Origin of the sequence: Agriterribacter sp. (assembly GCF_035444585.1) — a bacterium.
Classification (GTDB): Bacteria; Bacteroidota; Bacteroidia; order Chitinophagales; family Chitinophagaceae; genus Agriterribacter.
This window is the reverse complement of the sequence record NZ_DAOMOZ010000035.1, coordinates 1-15,983: the sequence shown is the minus strand read 5'-3', so window position 1 is coordinate 15,983 and position 15,983 is coordinate 1. Positions and strand designations below refer to the sequence as shown.

General features: G+C 40.6%; 18 protein-coding genes. 8 read left to right on the top strand and 10 right to left on the bottom strand.

The features are described 5' to 3' along the window. The 3 genes from PLH26_RS06020 to PLH26_RS06010 all read left to right on the top strand — a co-directional run. Positions 1-234 (top strand): chorismate synthase (locus PLH26_RS06020; protein WP_324585095.1); only part of this gene is annotated, 234 nt, incomplete at its 5' end. A gap of 18 nt (positions 235-252) precedes the next feature. Beyond that, complete coding sequence (locus PLH26_RS06015; RefSeq protein WP_324585094.1) at positions 253-561, top strand: DUF952 domain-containing protein; 309 nt, start codon at positions 253-255, stop codon at positions 559-561. 167 nt (positions 562-728) lie between these two features. After that, positions 729-1,400 carry an OmpA family protein gene (locus PLH26_RS06010; RefSeq protein WP_324585093.1) on the top strand — a complete coding sequence of 224 codons (672 nt, stop codon included), beginning with the start codon at positions 729-731 and terminating at the stop codon, positions 1,398-1,400. A gap of 368 nt (positions 1,401-1,768) precedes the next feature. Here PLH26_RS06010 and queA read toward each other — a convergent pair whose 3' ends face one another. The 3 genes from queA to PLH26_RS05995 all read right to left on the bottom strand — a co-directional run bounded on the left by queA (position 1,769) and on the right by PLH26_RS05995 (position 5,576). Next, positions 1,769-2,818: a tRNA preQ1(34) S-adenosylmethionine ribosyltransferase-isomerase QueA gene (gene queA / locus PLH26_RS06005; protein ID WP_324585092.1), complete on the bottom strand. Its 1,050-nt coding sequence runs from the start codon at positions 2,816-2,818 to the stop codon at positions 1,769-1,771. Between the two features lie 231 nt (positions 2,819-3,049). Next, entirely contained in the window at positions 3,050-4,798 is a 1,749-nt protein-coding gene (locus tag PLH26_RS06000; protein ID WP_324585091.1) for an ABC transporter ATP-binding protein, read from the bottom strand. 7 nt (positions 4,799-4,805) lie between these two features. Continuing rightward, a complete protein-coding gene (locus PLH26_RS05995; RefSeq protein WP_324585090.1) occupies positions 4,806-5,576 on the bottom strand; it encodes an AMP nucleosidase in 771 nt (256 codons plus the stop codon). A 40-nt stretch (positions 5,577-5,616) separates the two neighbouring features. On the opposite strand from PLH26_RS05995, the gene PLH26_RS05990 reads away from it, so the two are divergent. Beyond that, the gene (locus PLH26_RS05990) at positions 5,617-6,060 is read left to right on the top strand and encodes a type I restriction enzyme HsdR N-terminal domain-containing protein (RefSeq protein WP_324585089.1); all 444 of its coding nucleotides are present in this window, start codon (positions 5,617-5,619) and stop codon (positions 6,058-6,060) included. A 6-nt stretch (positions 6,061-6,066) separates the two neighbouring features. Here the strand turns inward: PLH26_RS05990 and PLH26_RS05985 are convergent, their stop codons facing one another. Both PLH26_RS05985 and PLH26_RS05980 read right to left on the bottom strand, forming a co-directional pair. Then, positions 6,067-7,485: a sigma-54-dependent transcriptional regulator gene (locus tag PLH26_RS05985; protein WP_324585088.1), complete on the bottom strand. Its 1,419-nt coding sequence runs from the start codon at positions 7,483-7,485 to the stop codon at positions 6,067-6,069. 265 nt (positions 7,486-7,750) lie between these two features. Continuing rightward, positions 7,751-7,888, bottom strand: coding sequence for a hypothetical protein (locus PLH26_RS05980; protein ID WP_324585087.1), 138 nt, complete (start codon positions 7,886-7,888; stop codon positions 7,751-7,753). Positions 7,889-8,094: 206 nt separating this feature from the next. Between PLH26_RS05980 and PLH26_RS05975 the strand changes: the two genes are divergently transcribed. From PLH26_RS05975 to PLH26_RS05965, 3 genes are all read left to right on the top strand, one after another. Further along, positions 8,095-8,448, top strand: a complete 354-nt coding sequence (locus tag PLH26_RS05975) for a response regulator (protein ID WP_324585086.1) — start codon at positions 8,095-8,097, stop codon at positions 8,446-8,448. Between the two features lie 162 nt (positions 8,449-8,610). Next, a complete protein-coding gene (locus PLH26_RS05970; protein WP_324585085.1) occupies positions 8,611-8,760 on the top strand; it encodes a lmo0937 family membrane protein in 150 nt (49 codons plus the stop codon). A 51-nt stretch (positions 8,761-8,811) separates the two neighbouring features. After that, positions 8,812-9,003, top strand: a complete 192-nt coding sequence (locus PLH26_RS05965; RefSeq protein WP_324585084.1) for a CsbD family protein — start codon at positions 8,812-8,814, stop codon at positions 9,001-9,003. A gap of 90 nt (positions 9,004-9,093) precedes the next feature. On the opposite strand, the gene PLH26_RS05960 is transcribed toward PLH26_RS05965, so the two are convergent. Beyond that, the gene (locus PLH26_RS05960; RefSeq protein ID WP_324585083.1) at positions 9,094-10,512 is read right to left on the bottom strand and encodes an ATP-binding protein; all 1,419 of its coding nucleotides are present in this window, start codon (positions 10,510-10,512) and stop codon (positions 9,094-9,096) included. Between the two features lie 194 nt (positions 10,513-10,706). Between PLH26_RS05960 and PLH26_RS05955 the strand changes: the two genes are divergently transcribed. Next, a complete protein-coding gene (locus PLH26_RS05955; protein WP_324585082.1) occupies positions 10,707-11,171 on the top strand; it encodes a hypothetical protein in 465 nt (154 codons plus the stop codon). Positions 11,172-11,274: 103 nt separating this feature from the next. On the opposite strand, the gene PLH26_RS05950 is transcribed toward PLH26_RS05955, so the two are convergent. The 4 genes from PLH26_RS05950 to PLH26_RS05935 all read right to left on the bottom strand — a co-directional run bounded on the left by PLH26_RS05950 (position 11,275) and on the right by PLH26_RS05935 (position 15,973). Next, positions 11,275-13,299: a polysaccharide biosynthesis protein gene (locus PLH26_RS05950; RefSeq protein WP_324585081.1), complete on the bottom strand. Its 2,025-nt coding sequence runs from the start codon at positions 13,297-13,299 to the stop codon at positions 11,275-11,277. Between the two features lie 452 nt (positions 13,300-13,751). Then, the gene (locus PLH26_RS05945; protein WP_324585080.1) at positions 13,752-14,060 is read right to left on the bottom strand and encodes a rhodanese-like domain-containing protein; all 309 of its coding nucleotides are present in this window, start codon (positions 14,058-14,060) and stop codon (positions 13,752-13,754) included. Between the two features lie 26 nt (positions 14,061-14,086). After that, positions 14,087-14,923, bottom strand: a complete 837-nt coding sequence (locus PLH26_RS05940) for a PASTA domain-containing protein (RefSeq protein ID WP_324585079.1) — start codon at positions 14,921-14,923, stop codon at positions 14,087-14,089. Between the two features lie 60 nt (positions 14,924-14,983). Further along, positions 14,984-15,973, bottom strand: coding sequence for a D-alanine--D-alanine ligase (locus PLH26_RS05935; protein WP_324585078.1), 990 nt, complete (start codon positions 15,971-15,973; stop codon positions 14,984-14,986). Positions 15,974-15,983 lie beyond the last annotated feature (10 nt).

Genomic DNA, 15,983 nt, shown 5'->3' with positions numbered 1-15,983 from the left:
ACCAACGGGAATGAGCTGGTTTTTCGCATTGCTGTTAAACCCACTTCTTCCACACCCAAAGTACAACGAACCCTGAACTGGGAAACGGGTACTGTGGAAGCGTTTTCTGTGAAGGGGCGTCATGATCTTTGCATAGCTTTGCGGGTGCCTGTTGTGCTTGAAGCCATTACAGCTATTGTTTTAGCCGACCTGATGTTAATTGAACAAAAGATACCGCAGACAATACCTACTTAAATACTTAAACCAACTGCCATGCCTCTCATTTACCATATTACAACCGCTGCTGAATGGAACGATGCAAAACAAAGAGGATATTATGAATCCCGGGCGCTCAAAGAAGAAGGATTTATTCATTGCAGCGAAGAAAGGCAGATACCCGACGTACTGAAAAGATATTACAGCAATAAAACAGATCTTGTTAAACTAACCATTGAAACAAGCAAACTGACCAGCCAGCTCATATACGATTGGTCGAATGCCATTGAAGATACGTTCCCGCATGTTTACGGACCTGTAAATCTGGATGCCGTGATAGACGTTGAAAAAATATTGCCTGATTGATGTATATCAACGCATCCGCACCTTTTTCCCTCTCATTGTTGAGTTATGATAATAAATTATTCCTTCGGATAAATACGTCGTCTTTTATGCAGTTTTCATCATTTATGTAGGTATTTTTACTTACCCTTATGGGGATAATACTATCGCTCACAGTAAAAAAAACACGTATGAAAACGTTATTGATCATCACCAGTATTATCCTTTTATCCTTCCAGATAGACCGCCTGCTGGTAATCAATTTATCGGATGCCAGCGAAGAAATACCATCATTGACCAATGCTTTTTCGGTTCCCGAAAGCATACCTGACATACAAGCGGCAAAAAGCAATATAGATGTTGTTGTGGCAGATGAAACGATTCCCGGCGCATTGACCTTAAAGCCTGCTGAAAAAAACATAGAAAAAAGCAGCCCTGCCAAAGTAAAATCCGGCATGAACCGCGCCGACCGGGTGAATAGTAAAAACAGTATTCTCCATCATGATATAAAGCAATCGGGCAAATATCTTGAACTGGGTACGCTGCTGTTTGATTTTGATGAATATAAGAATATAGAAACTGAAGAATTCAATACCATTCTTCAGCTTGCAGACAGACTGATCTTTGACGGGTCATTAAAAGTAAGCATAGCGGGTTTTACAGATAATACGGGCAATGAGGAATACAACAAAAAGCTTTCCCGTTTACGTGCCGAAAATGTAAAGCACTATATGCTTGACCTGGGCGTAAGCGAAAGCCAGATCATCATTTCAGCAAATGGCATCTCCCATCCGGTGGCAAATAATAACACACAGGAAGGAAGAACGGCAAACAGGAGAGTGGAAATGTTGCTTATTCAATAGCAGGTGCTTACTGCAGTGATCAAACGGTATACGGCCTTGTTAAATTTGCACAGCAAACCGGTCTGAAACTGAAAAAGGGACCGGGGGATCTTCCAGCGAAAAAATCAATCGACATCATTGACCGGTTTGCATGCAAACGGGTACGGATTTTAGCGGTTCAGCGAATGCTGGTTGCTTCAACTATGGGGTAAGGATAAAACTGACAAAAGAATTGTCCGGCGGATATCAGGACGTTTAAAAACGAGATTCAACAATACAGACGTGAATACCATTAAAAAGTTGCAGCATTAAAAAAAATACTCCTGCAAACAAAGCAATGGTTACATTTATTTGCAGGAGCCCATACAGTAATCCGAAACACAGATCGCTTAAATGATCAGCATGGCATCTCCATAGCTGAAAAAGCGATATTTATCTTTTATAGCCTTTTTATATGCTTCCATGGCAAGATCGTACCCGGCAAAAGCACAGGCCATGATCAAAAGACTGGTTTTGGGAAGATGAAAATTCGTGATCAGTGAATCGGCTATGGAAAAATTATAGGGCGGATGAATAAAAGTATTCGTCCATCCTTCGGATGGTTTCAGTAATTTTTCAGCGGTAAAAGACGATTCCAGGGCCCGCATGGTGGTCGTTCCAATTGAGCAAATCCTTTTTCCTTCTAGCCTGGCTTTATTTACGATATTGCAGGCTTTTTCTTCAATCCTGTAATATTCTGCATCCATTTTATGCTTGCTCAGGTCTTCTACTTCAATAGGCCTGAATGTGCCCAGTCCTGTATGAAGTGTTATTTCAGCAAAACGGATGCCTTTGATTTCAAGGCGTTTAATGAGTTCAATGCTGAAGTGCAGCCCGGCAGTAGGTGCTGCCACTGCACCTTCATGTTTGGCATATACTGTTTGGTAGCGTTCCCTGTCTTCTTCATCGGGCTTGCGTTTAATATATTTTGGTAAAGGCGTTTCACCCAACGTATTTAAAACCTGTTTGAACTCTTCATTACTTCCGTCAAAAAGAAAGCGGATGGTACGGCCCCTTGATGTTGTATTGTCAATTACTTCAGCCACAAGATCTTCCGCATCTCCGAAATACAGCTTGTTTCCAACCCTTATTTTACGTGCCGGATCAACAATAACATCCCACAATTTGTTTTGATGGTTCAGCTCCCGGAGCAAAAAGACTTCGATTTTAGCACCCGTTTTTTCTTTACGTCCATACATGCGGGCGGGAAACACCTTGGTATTGTTCACAACAAAAACATCCTTATCATCAAAATAATCAAGGACATCGCGAAAATGCTTGTTTTCAATTTGGCCGGTATCACGGTGCACTACCATCATACGGGCGTCTTCTCTTTTTTTGGCAGGATGTTGTGCGATAAGATTAAGCGGAAGGTCAAAGCGGAACTGTGATAATTTCATCTGAATGTTTATTATTTTTTACAGTCACATGAAACTTACCCTTATCAATACGGCGAGGTATCTTTGTTTGTCCTGAACCTGATCTTACGGTACCAGGTTTCATGTAAGTAGCTGTATTAAACAGCGTGCAAAGGTAAGGAAATAATCATTCCAATATTAAAATGTTCAAAAAACAAAAAAACAGTATCATCAATGCCGGAAGCGCCCGAGCTCCGGAAAAATATAAAAAATTCAGCCGGGCAATATCCCCTTTGGTATAGCTGCAATCAATTGCCTTGTATATGCACTTTGAGGGGTATTGTATACCTCCTCAGCAGGGCCGGCTTCTTCTATTTTTCCGTTGTACATTACCAGGATACGATCACTGATGTAACGAACTACTGAAAGATCATGAGAGATGAAAAGCGTGGCGAATCGAAATTCTCTTTTAAGATCATTAAGCAAATTAAGCACCTGCGCCTGCACGCTTACATCAAGAGCTGAAACAGATTCATCGCAAACAATAAACGACGGATTTAACGCCAGGGCACGCGCAATACCTATGCGTTGGCGTTGCCCGCCGCTAAATTCATGCGGGTAGCGGTTATAATGATCCGCACTTAAGTTAACTTTTTCTAAAATATTGATTATCAAACCCTTTCTGTTCTTATCATTGCTTCCTATGCCGTGTATGCTCATGCCTTCCTGTATGGCGTTGCCTACAGAAAGACGGGGATTCAGGGAGGAATACGGGTCCTGGAAGATGATCTGGAAATCTTTCCGAACATGCCGCAATTGTGCGGGAGACAGGGTGAGTAAATTTTGTGCCCGAAAATGAACCGTTCCGGAAGTAGGATCAATCAAACGCAGCAAGCATCTTCCCAATGTTGTTTTACCACAGCCCGACTCTCCTACCAGCCCCACGGTTTCCCCTTCATGGATATCGAAATTCACGTCATCCACAGCCTTTATGTAATGTTTATGTGCACCCGTCATTCCTCTTTGCACCGGGAACCATACTTTCAGATTTTCCACTTTTACCAGTGGCGATGCAATGCCGGGAGTATCTGGTTTTACCGGAACCGTTGTATGTTGCGTTTTTTTACGGTCGTAATACTGCCTTTCCTTTCTTATTATATTCCCGTCTTCATTTATTTCCATAAAATCGCTCACCACAGGCAACCGCTCTTCTTTTGTATGAAGCACCGGCCGGCATTCCAATAAAGCCTGGGTATAAGGATGGCGGGGATCTGTAAACAATTCGTGTATTGTGTTCTGTTCAATGATCTTCCCTTTAAACATCACTATTGCCCGGTCTGCTATTTCGGCTACCAGGCCGAGGTCATGACTTATAAAGATCACACCGATATTCTTTTCAACCTGCAGTTCTTTTATTAAACGGAGAATGCTCTGCTGCACGGTTACATCCAATGCAGTGGTAGGTTCGTCGGCGATGAGCAATGAGGGCTCACAACTCATCGCCATGGCAATCATAACCCTTTGCTTTTGTCCACCGCTTAGTTCATGCGGGAAACGGTTGAATACAGCAGCAGGGCCGGGTAGCCTGACTTTTTCAAACAATTCAACCGCCTTTTGTTTCGCGGCTTTATAATTGATATGCTGATGTAACAATATAGCTTCTGTAACCTGGTCGCCGCAGGTATACAAAGGATTAAGCGAAGTCATGGGCTCCTGGAAGATCATGGCAATTTTGTTGCCCCGCACATATTGCATTTCCTTTTCCGGCAACTTTAAAAGATCAACACCTGTTCCGCCTTCCGCAGAAAATAAGATCTTACCGCTTGTATATGCGGCAGGAGGTACAGGTAACAATTGAAGTACAGCAAGTGAAGTAACCGATTTTCCCGAACCGGATTCTCCCACTATTGCAACGGTTTCACCACGCTTTACAGAGAAAGATATATTATGAAGAACGTGTACAGCTTTTCCTTCCTGCCGGAAGCTGATACTCAGGTTTTGTATGGATAAAAGAGGGATCATGCAAAAACTAAAACCTCAGATGTCTGACGGTTAATCCATCATTGATCAACTGCTTTAAAGAATCAATACCGATCTTTAAATGTGTTGCAACAAATTTTTCGGTAACCTTTTTATCACTCTCTTCCGTTTTAACCCCTTCTGGTATCATAGGTTGGTCGCTTACCAGTAAAAGGGCGCCGGTAGGGATCTTATTATAGAACCCCACTGAGAAAATAGTGGCCGTTTCCATATCAATAGCGTATGCCCGTATTTTTTGCAGGTAGTTCTTAAACTCTTCATCGTGCTCCCAAACGCGGCGGTTGGTAGTGTATACGGTACCCGTCCAGTAGTCTACGCCATAATCTCTTATTGTGGTAGAAATGGCTTTTTGCAGGGCAAATGCAGGTAATGCCGGAACTTCGGCGGGAAAATAATCGTTCGATGTACCTTCACCACGTATAGCAGCTATAGGAAGTATAAGATCGCCGAGCTTATTCCTTTTCTTTAATCCTCCGCATTTGCCTAAAAACAGCACCGCTTTGGGCTCAATAGCGGTGAGCAGATCCATAACGGTTGCGGCACCCGGGCTACCCATTCCAAAATTTATAATGGTAATACCTTCAGCAGTAGCACATTCCATTGACCTGTCTTTCCCAATTATTTCTACCTTGTTCCACCTTGCGAAAGTGTTGATATAGCTGCCGAAATTCGTTAATAATATGTATTTACCGAAACGTTCAAGCTTTTCACCCGTGTAGCGCGGCAACCAGTTCTTAACAATATTCTCTTTTGTGTGCATGCCTGTTTAATTGGCTAAATTAGCAAATCATTGCTTATTTATGATTAAAATAGAATATCCTGCATATCCCTATAAGATCAGGACAGAAAACAACAGGGAATTTATTTTTGATACTATACGCAAACAATGGGTAGCACTTACTCCCGAGGAATGGGTAAGACAAAATTTCCTGCAATATTTGTTGCAGGTAAAAAAATTCCCGGGTTCATTGATTGCCGTGGAAAAAGAAATTCGCCTGGGCGAACTGACCAAGCGTTGCGACATTGTTGTTTATGGCCGGAATGCAATGCCGTTGCTAATGACAGAATGTAAGGCAATGGAAATAGAAATTACGGCCAGTGCGGCAGAACAAATTTTACGCTACAATATTTCATTGCCTGTGCAATACCTGGTAATTACCAACGGGTATCACTGCTTTGCATTTGAAAGAACAGAAAATAATTTTCAGCCTTTGCAGGAAATACCGGGATGGAAAGATGAATGATAAAAACTATTCCTCAACAGTTTTGGGACTTTCATAATCTTTTATCTTATTGTAAAGGGTCTTACGATCAATTTTAAGGATTTCTGCCGCCTTTGTTTTATTGTAATTTACCTGCTTCAACACTTTTAGAATCGTGTCATATTCAGCCTGCGACGCAGCGCCTTTCAGGTCAGGGTTTTTAGAAGATCCAATATTGTGAAATCCAGACTCTTTGGACTTTTCACCTGGCGATGCCGGTTGTATAATTTCATTGGGCAATACAGATGCGTTGATCCGTAAGGTATTGGTTAATAAAGCAGCACGGCGAATTACATTTCTAAATTCGCGCAAGTTACCCGGCCATGGATAATGTATGAACAATTGTAAAACTTCATCTTCAAATCCTTCAATTTTCTTGTCCAGTTCATTACAGGCTTTTTGTAAAAAAAAGTCGGCGAACAAAAGTATGTCCTCTTTACGGTCCCGGAGCGCCGGTATGTGAATGGAAAACTCATTAAACCGGTGAAAAAGGTCTTCCCTGAATTTTCCTTTGCGATAGCCTTCCTGCAGATTTTCGTTAGATGCCACAATTATCCTGATGTCAAGGTTCATTTCTTTGGTGCCCCCTACCCTCTTAAATCTGCGCTCCTGTATTACACGCAATAAAGCAGCCTGCACGTCTATCGGAAGATTACCAACTTCATCAAGGAAAATGGTACCCCCGTTAGCCATTTCAAAATGGCCTTCCTTATCATTTATGGCGCCGGTAAATGAACCCTTCATATGACCGAACAATTCACTGCCGGCGAGTTCTTTTGACAGTGTACCGCAGTCTAATGCAATAAAAGGTTTATTCGCTCTGTCGCTGTATTGATGAATGGTTTTTCCTATTACCTCCTTGCCTGTTCCGCTTTCTCCATACAATATAACGCTATAGGGCGTAGGCGCTACCAGTTTAATCTGCTTATACAGCTCCTTGGTAGCGGGGTCCCTGCCTACAAGGTATTCATCATCCTGCAGCGCCTGCTTTCCCTTTTGTTTGTTTGTATTGGTATCTGAAGAAGAGGCAGATGCGCCTGTATTGGAAACATGCGACTGCGATTTTTTTATAACACTTAATACTTCATCAGGAATGAGTGGCTTGGCAATATAGTCGAATGCTCCCTGTTTGATAACATCAACCGCCGTTTTAATGTCGGAATAACCTGTGATGATGATTACTGTTGTGGCAGGTTTCAGAGATTTAACTTCCCTTAATACATCATTGCCTTCCTTGTCACCCAATCTAAAATCACACAGTACTATATCAAAATGCTGCTCCTTGAATTTAGAGATCCCGGAATTTCCTGTAAAAGCTGTCTCCGTTTCAAAACCTTTTCGCTGCAAAAACCTGCTAAGCAATGCACACATATCCATATCATCATCCACTATAAGTATTCTATTCATATCAGAATCAATTTATACAGGGTCTAAGTTAGTTGAAAACATTTGAAAATCCCATTTCTGCAACAGGTGATAACATTTGGCAGGCCGGATCCATGTTGATTCATTTCATAATAACTATATGAGCCACCGAAAAATCCGGTGGCTCATATCTGTCTTTTTATTTCTGAAGAATATTCCAAAAATCTTCTAAATGCGTTATTTAATGCTGAATTCCTGAGCGATCTTTTTAACTCCTTTTACAGTTAAAAAATCCTGCCAAAATAGTTTAACGATCATGCGGCTCTTTCCGGCCGGAGTTGGGGTATGCCTGCAGGTCTTTGTCCCAAACAAAAACAAAAACCTGATCTGCCGGTAAAGTTTTAAACAATAGTTTATTTCCTGATGATGAGTAAATTCTCCACATTGGGGAAATTTATGCCCAGCTACCGTTAGGGAAAGATATATTTTTTATATGTTGCATAAAAATTACGTATAACATCAATAACAGCGTTTTAAAAAGAGGAGCAATAATACAATACAATATGGCAGGCAACTTGCAATAAAAACCGTGATTGGCGTTTAACCCGATCACTATCCCTTACTTTGAAAATATGTTTAGCCCCGATTTTTATGAAAGTTTTGATCATTGATGACGAATTGGATATTTGTTATTTGTTAAGCGGCATCCTAAAGCAGCAAAGTTTCAGCACCCGGTATGTAACTTCATTATCTGATGCGGAAATCGCCTTAAAAAACGACCCCCCCTCAATCATTTTCCTCGACAATCACCTGCCCGACGGATTGGGAATTGATTTCATCCGATTCATAAAATCCAAATATCCCGTAAGCAAAATAATAATGATAACAGCCCATGACAGTCCTGCAGAACATAAAAGAGCATATGCAGAAGGTGCAGATGTTTTTATACCCAAGCCCTTTACCAAAGAAAAAATATATTCGGCTATAAACAAAATAACCGCATAGTTGGATTATTTACTCACTATGTAGAATTTATTTCACGTTATCAACCTAATACTACGCTGCCGAATTTGCTAAAACCCTTAACTGGCAAGCCATTACCCGATTTGTTTTTTTGGCAATATTTTTTAATATGATATAGTCATTCATCATTTTAAATTTATTTGTATGGGAAATTTACTGTACCTGATAGCCGTAATTTTAGTTATAGCCTGGGCTATTGGTTTTTTAGGCTATCATGCCTCGGGATTGATACATATTTTACTTGTCATTGCCGTTATTGTTGTTCTGCTGAGAATAATAAGAGGGGCAGCATGATTTTTTATTTAGCGAACTGAAAACACAGGTTAATTTAAAATATATATAATTATGGAAAGCTGGAAATTAAAACTGCAGGGCAGCTGGAACGAAATAAAAGGGAAGATCAAGCAAAAATACGGCGATCTTACTGAAGACGATCTGATATATGAAGAAGGCAAAGACGATGAATTATTAGGAAGAATTCAGCAAAAGATCGGACAGTCGAAAGAAGAGGTAAAAAAATGGATTGAAAGTTTATAGCCTCAATAATGCTTAAGGTGATAACCCGGCAAACCTATGCATCTTCGTATAGGTTTGCCGTATCATTTATTTGCACAGCAGTGTGCGATGCTATCGTGCAAAATCAAATGTTATAATAAAACGGGTACCTTTTCCCGGCTCACTTTCAACATTGATTTCGCCCTTGTGACTTAATATAATATTTTCGGTATTGGTTAATCCCAGTCCTGTTCCTTTTGTTTTATTACTGTAATATGGCTCAAACAATTTATTAAGCGTTTCACTATCCATTCCACATCCGTTGTCTTCAATATCAACCATACACTTGTTGTTTTGCTCATGAGTTGAGATGGTTAAAACTCCTTTGCCAGGTTCCATTGCTTCAACGGCATTTACAATAATATTTAAAAAAGCGATTTTTATTTTTTCTTTATCTACCGATATATTGCATATATCTTCGCTGTATCTCTTAACGATTTTAATGTCATTCAACTTTAATCTGTCTTCAGCCAGTTGCAAAGCATCTTCGAGTAAATCATTAACGGAAACCTCCTCAGCTTTAAGCTCTATGAATTTTGTAGAGTCAAGCAGTTCAGTAATAAGCATGTTGATGCGCTGACTGTTTCTTGTAATCATGTCATAAAAAACATTTCTGTTCTCCTCGCCGGCATCTGTTTCGGATCTGAGCTGGTCTACAGACAAGTTAATGTTTGTAAGGGGATTCCGGACCTCGTGGGCAATGGTTCTGGCTATGCGGCCCGTAGAGGCAAATTTTTCCATGCGGCGCATTTCCAGTAATTCCTTATTTACTTTATCCAATTGCTTAATCCTTTCTTCCAGTTCATAACGATACTCTTCTGCACGCCTGTCGGCAAGACGCCTGCCCCGGTTTTCCGTTACATAGGTAATAAATCCAAAAACAAATAACAACAAAGCAACAATAAGAGAAACAATCACAACAGTGTTCAGCAGGCTGGACCGGGATACAAGATCAGTATTCCTCTGTGCAAGCAAATTTCGTTCAGAATCCTGCATGGTCTTGATAATGGCTGCCAAACTTTCCATATTTGCCTTTCCCTCCCGCTCGAAATACAGCATACTATCGGTTAGCTGATAATTGCTGGCAATGAATTTATCGACAGCATTCTGGATAAGGTCATATTTCTTATCCATCAGCTTTTTGGCCTGCTGCATCAGGTCGCGCTGTGTTTTGCTATTTATGATCTGCGTAAGCAGATCATAAAACAAAGGCCCGGATTTCATTTTACTCTCATAATAAGGACTTAAAAAGCTTTTATCCTTGTTTATGACAAAACCCCGGAAACCTAAATCAGCATCTTTCATGAGTGAAAGGAAATCCTCCAGTTTATGTATTACCTGGTTGGTATGTTCAATAAGCCTTGATTGCTCAAGCACCTGCTTATTAATATATAAAGTGATAAGATAAGAGATAAGTAAAATAAAGAAAGCAGAGCCGTATCCTACCCTGATTCGTTTGTCAATCCTGAATTTTTTTATAATACGTTTCATGTATAATTAGAATAAAAGCCCCAAAAAGGCAGGAGTGTTACTGCAAAGTGTTATTTCGATGTGTACAGTTCGCATTAAAAATATACCAAAACCGGAATAAAGCTAAATGAAAAAATGGTATAACAATTGTTTTATAACAGTTTAGTCTTCTGTTTGTTTATCATTTTCAACTTACCTGTACTTTAAGCGAGTATATGATCCAAACCAGCGCATATAAAGCTCCTCCCCACATTTTAGAATGTTTATCGTATTTGTTAAATTTACTGAGAATTGAAAAAGAAAAATATGACCGGATTGCATTTTCTGTAACCGACCGGCAAATAAAATATGCGGTAAGCAGTTTGGCACAGGAAAGCAACCAATATATCTGCGAACTGGTTTCCCAGTTAAGCTCACTTGGTGCGGATACACTTGCAGAACAGGACGAAAAAATGAGCATAGAATATCCGGATGCTGAAATGAATGCCGCCCCGGATAAGATTTTAAACGTTGGTACAATGGAGTTTTTCAGGGAAAGTGAAAAACAAATGATCAAAGCCTACAGGGCCGTGCTGAATGAACCCTTTCTGATGGAAGGGGTAAGAATGCTCATTCGCTCGCAGCTTAACGGCATGATGTACGCCTTTTTGCAATTAAAACTCTTTGGCACAGCCGGTTAAAAGATCGGGGCATTCGACACACTCTTACATGTACATGGCAATACTACAAAAGACAAAGGGATAAATCACATTGATTTATCCCTCTTGATATATCTCTTTTGTGTTACGACATCTTTATGGAATTGGTATAAGCAGGAACAAACAGTATCTTCTTCTTTGCTTTAACTTCATCCAATTTAGAGAATTCAGAATTGTTGCTGATAAATTCGGGTATGATTTGTTTCATTTTTCCAACCAGTTTGAGATGATCACCCTGCTTGCACAGGTCGGTAAGACTTTCGATATCGTTGAGTACTTCCTTATAAGACCGGGAAACTACTTTTGCAATTTTAATTTTTTCGTGGTGGGTTGGCAAAGTCGTTTCCGTTTCATTTAGCAATTCTTCATATAACTTTTCACCAGGCCGCAAACCGGTGAATACGATATTGATGTCTTTATCGGGAACCAGTCCTGATAACTTTATCATATTTGCTGCCAGGTCAGCGATTTTCACAGGTTCACCCATATCAAAAACAAATATTTCACCGCCATGCCCTACGGTTGCAGCTTCCAGAACCAGTTGAACCGCTTCCGGGATAGTCATAAAGTAACGCGTAATGTCAGGGTGAGTAACTGTTATGGGCCCGCCATGCTGTATCTGGGTCCTGAAGCGGGGAATAACAGAGCCGTTGGAACCCAGTACATTCCCAAAGCGGGTAGTGATAAATTTTGTTTTAACGTTGGCAGCTATCGTAATTGAATCGTCATCATCATCCTGTATAAGACGGGAAAGGAATTCTGCTGCAGGAGGATTATTGGATGCATGGTTCAGCGATTGCACATAGGTTTCGGCAATGCGTTTGGAAGCACCCATGATGTTTGTAGGATTTACTGCCTTGTCGGTGGAGATCATCACAAACTTCTCCACTCCAAAGCAAACCGACAGATCCGCCATATTTCTTGTACCCATTACATTGGTAAGTATCGCCTCCTCGGGATGCTTTTCCATCATAGGCACATGCTTATAGGCTGCAGCGTGAAAAACGATATTAGGCCGATACTCTCTGAAAGGAATCAACATTCTTCTCAAATTCCTTATGCTGGCAATAAAAGTCTTTATTTTGGCTGAAGGATACTTTTCCTCGAGCTCGAGCTGTATCTCGTGAAGCGGTGACTCTGCCTGGTCGCACAATATGATCATTTCCGGGCGGTACGACATTACCTGTCTCACAATTTCAGCACCAATGGAACCGGCAGCGCCTGTAATTAGCACCCTTTTTCCAAAGATCTCTTCAGAAACCAATTGATTATTGATCTCAATAGGCTTGCGCGGAAGTAAATCTTCGATCTTCAAATCCTGCATCTGGCCAAGACTGAGCTTGCCGCTCACCCATTGTTCGGAGGGCGGCACGGTTTGAACTTTAATGCCCAGATTCAGACAACGGTCAACAATTGCCCTGAATTCGGGTTTACCCGACTGTCCGTTAGGAAGAATAAGCTTGTCTATGGTAAGCTTTTTGTGCAATTCGGCTAACTCACGTGTATGATATACTCTTTTTTGTTCTATGGTACTGTTGATCTTCTTGCCTCCCGACTGAATAAAACCACTTACAACAAATTTATGATTTCCGGCTGCCTCTATTGCCTGCTTAATGAGAATAGCATGATTATCCGACCCGTATATCAATACTTTTTTTACATCCGACATTGCATATCCTTTTGCTAAAATGTATACTTCTTTAATAGAAGTCCGGAACATGATCAGCAATGAAGAACTGATGAAAAAATTCAATACCAGTAAAGTGGGCATATCAAGAGAGGGAACATGATATATACGATTCGCTATTAATTCCGAAACAAACGGATAGATCAGGCTAACCACAAGAATTGCAGAAAATATCCTGAACATATCCTTTGTATTGGAATAACGGATAAGTCCTGTATAAATCCGCATAAAATAAAATACCGCCAGGGATAATAAGCTGAATAGTCCGGCATGAATGAAAAAATGCCCACGCACCAATACCGGGAAACGGAATTGTTTCAGGATAAAGTAAGAAAGCGCAAAAGAAGCAGTTACAATTACTGTATCTACCATCAAAATAATCCAGCGGGGAACAATAAAGGGCTTGTCGTAAAAAATTTTCATACTTCAGTACAGTATTTGATTCGGATAACAAATAATTACCAGGTTTTAAATACAATACTGGAATTAGGGATAATAATGAATAAGGCTTAAAACAAGGATTACTCTGCCTGTACACTACAGACAATATTTTCGTGGCAATACATTAACGATACTGGAATGATTTCATCTGACTCAGAACGAATTTCCGAGAAATAGGAAATTGGGGTTATTGATAGAGAGCAAAAAGAAACAATTCGTTGCAAAGATGATAAAAAAAATTCACATTCAAGCACTTTACGCATCTTTTTATCTTCGATCAATTATATAAATGATTCACTGACCCACATTTCAATAATGCTTTAATAATGCCATAAAACAAATATTTATTTCAACAATATATAATAAGCACTATAATATTCATCATTACACAACTATATCCTATCAACTCACATATTGTTACCCCTTAAGCACAATTAATTTTGATATTTTTTCTGCCATTCCAACATCCCGCCGGAAAGGTTTTTGGTTTTTACAAACCCCAGCGAATCCAGGATCATACAAGCCTGTCCGCTACGGTTGCCGCTCCGGCAATAGCAAATAACTTCTTTTTCCTTCAGGGCTTCAATTTCATCAATGTTCATATTTTGGATTTTGCCAAGCGGTAAAAGAATGCCTCCAATATTAAACTCCGCATTTTCGTGCGGTTCACGAACGTCTATTAAATTGAGTTGCTCACCTGCATCCAGTCTGGTTTTTACTTCTTCTGCAGTTATAAGTTCCATTTTTTTGCTTTATGCTGTTAACATTACTAATATTCGTTTAATGCCGGTCCGGGGTTGGGTGCATCGATATTTGCACTATCAATTTTTCTGACCGGCTTATTATTGGTGATCCATATATCTATCATTTGTCCCTTTCGAATGTGGTTCAGGTTCCCATTGTCATTATAGCGCTCCGGTTGCTGCCTGAACACAAAAGAAGCGCCCGGATCCTCTATCGTACCGTCGGGTATAACGCTACCGGGTATAATTCCATTCGCTTCCAGCAAGGTAACGGCTTCTTCATAATTCATTCCAAAAAGGTCTGGTACGGGCATTTCTATGCTCCCGATCCCGGCTCCTAAAACCAATGACACTACCGAACCCATTGTAATTTTGGTTCCGGGCTTTATCGTTTTATTATCCACCGACTGATCCAGCACGGCATTCTTGGCTATATCGGGTGTATAAGTTGTATCTCCTAATTTCAGTCCCCTTGCTTTTAATTCGAGTTCGGCGTTTCTAAAACTCATTCCTACAAGGTTAGGCATTTCAATTACAGGCGGAACTGCGCGGTTCACGGTTAAGTAAACCACGCGGTTTACTTTCACCGACGCATCCGGTTCTGGAAATTGCTTTACCACAGCAAGAGGCGCAAGCGTATCATGATATACAGAGTCCTGTACCCACACCTCAAACCCCTGTTTATTCAGCAAAGCAGTGGCTTCATTGATATTTTTATTGCCTACATCGGGAACTCTCAGATAGTCGCCGTGATGTGTAAAATACTGAAGGGATTGCAGAAACAAAAAAATGAGGAGAAAAACGGCTGCTATAGCAACCAACATATTGAACCATAACGGGCGGTGAGTTATTATTTTAAACATATTTACTGATAGGTCTTTAAATTGGAATCCTGAGTTTTACTCCATATGCACGTGTCCTGGTTATTTCTTTCGCAACAAAGCTTCATCAATTAAAGCTGAATAAAACGCCTTCAAGGTCCAATTTAACGCTTTTACCTGTTGTGGAACTATGCTGGCTTCGCTTTGACCGGGAACGGTATTGATTTCGAGCAGGTAAGGAGTTTGATTTTCTTCATTATAAATAAAATCCATTCTAACAATGCCACGGCAATTGAACAACTCGTATATGTTCCCTGCATTTTGCCTTAACTTTGCCAGAATGGTTTCGGGAATCTCCGCCGGTGTAACTTCTGTAGACATGCCTGCCGTATATTTGGCTTCATAATCAAAAAAATCCTTCTTGCTGGTCACTTCCGTAACGGGCAGAATGATGATCTCCTCCCGGGTTTTAAATACCCCAATGGTAAACTCTCTTCCTTTAATGAATTCCTCCACCAATACCTGATCATCTTCCCTGAAAGCTTTTTCCAATGCCGCAGGCAATGCTTCCGGCGCCATCACTTTACTTATTCCAATGCTGGACCCCCCGTTGTTGGGTTTAACAAATACGGGGAGCTGCAGCTGTGCCAATATTTCATCCGGTAACGCGGCATTACGTTTAAAAAGATGCACGGACTTAGCTACGCTTATGCCGGCAAAAGCAGCTATGGCCACCGTATACCGTTTATTGAATGTTAGGGCAGAAGTGGCGGCATCGCAGGAAGTATAGGACAGGTTCAGCAGATCAAAATATCCCTGTAGCTTTCCGTCTTCACCCGGCGTTCCGTGAATACCAATTAAAACAGCATCAAACTTTATAATGGATCCGTTAGTGCTGATTGAAAAGTCATTTTTGTTTACGGCTATGTCATCATTGCCTTCCTTATAAAACCAGCCTCGGGGAGTTATATTTATGGTGTAAACATTGTATTTCTCCTTATCAATATTATTCTCAATAGTGATGGCACTTTTATAGGAAATGACCGCTTCGCCTGAATAGCCGCCGGTAACGAAAGCAATATTGGGTTTCATGTATTATAGC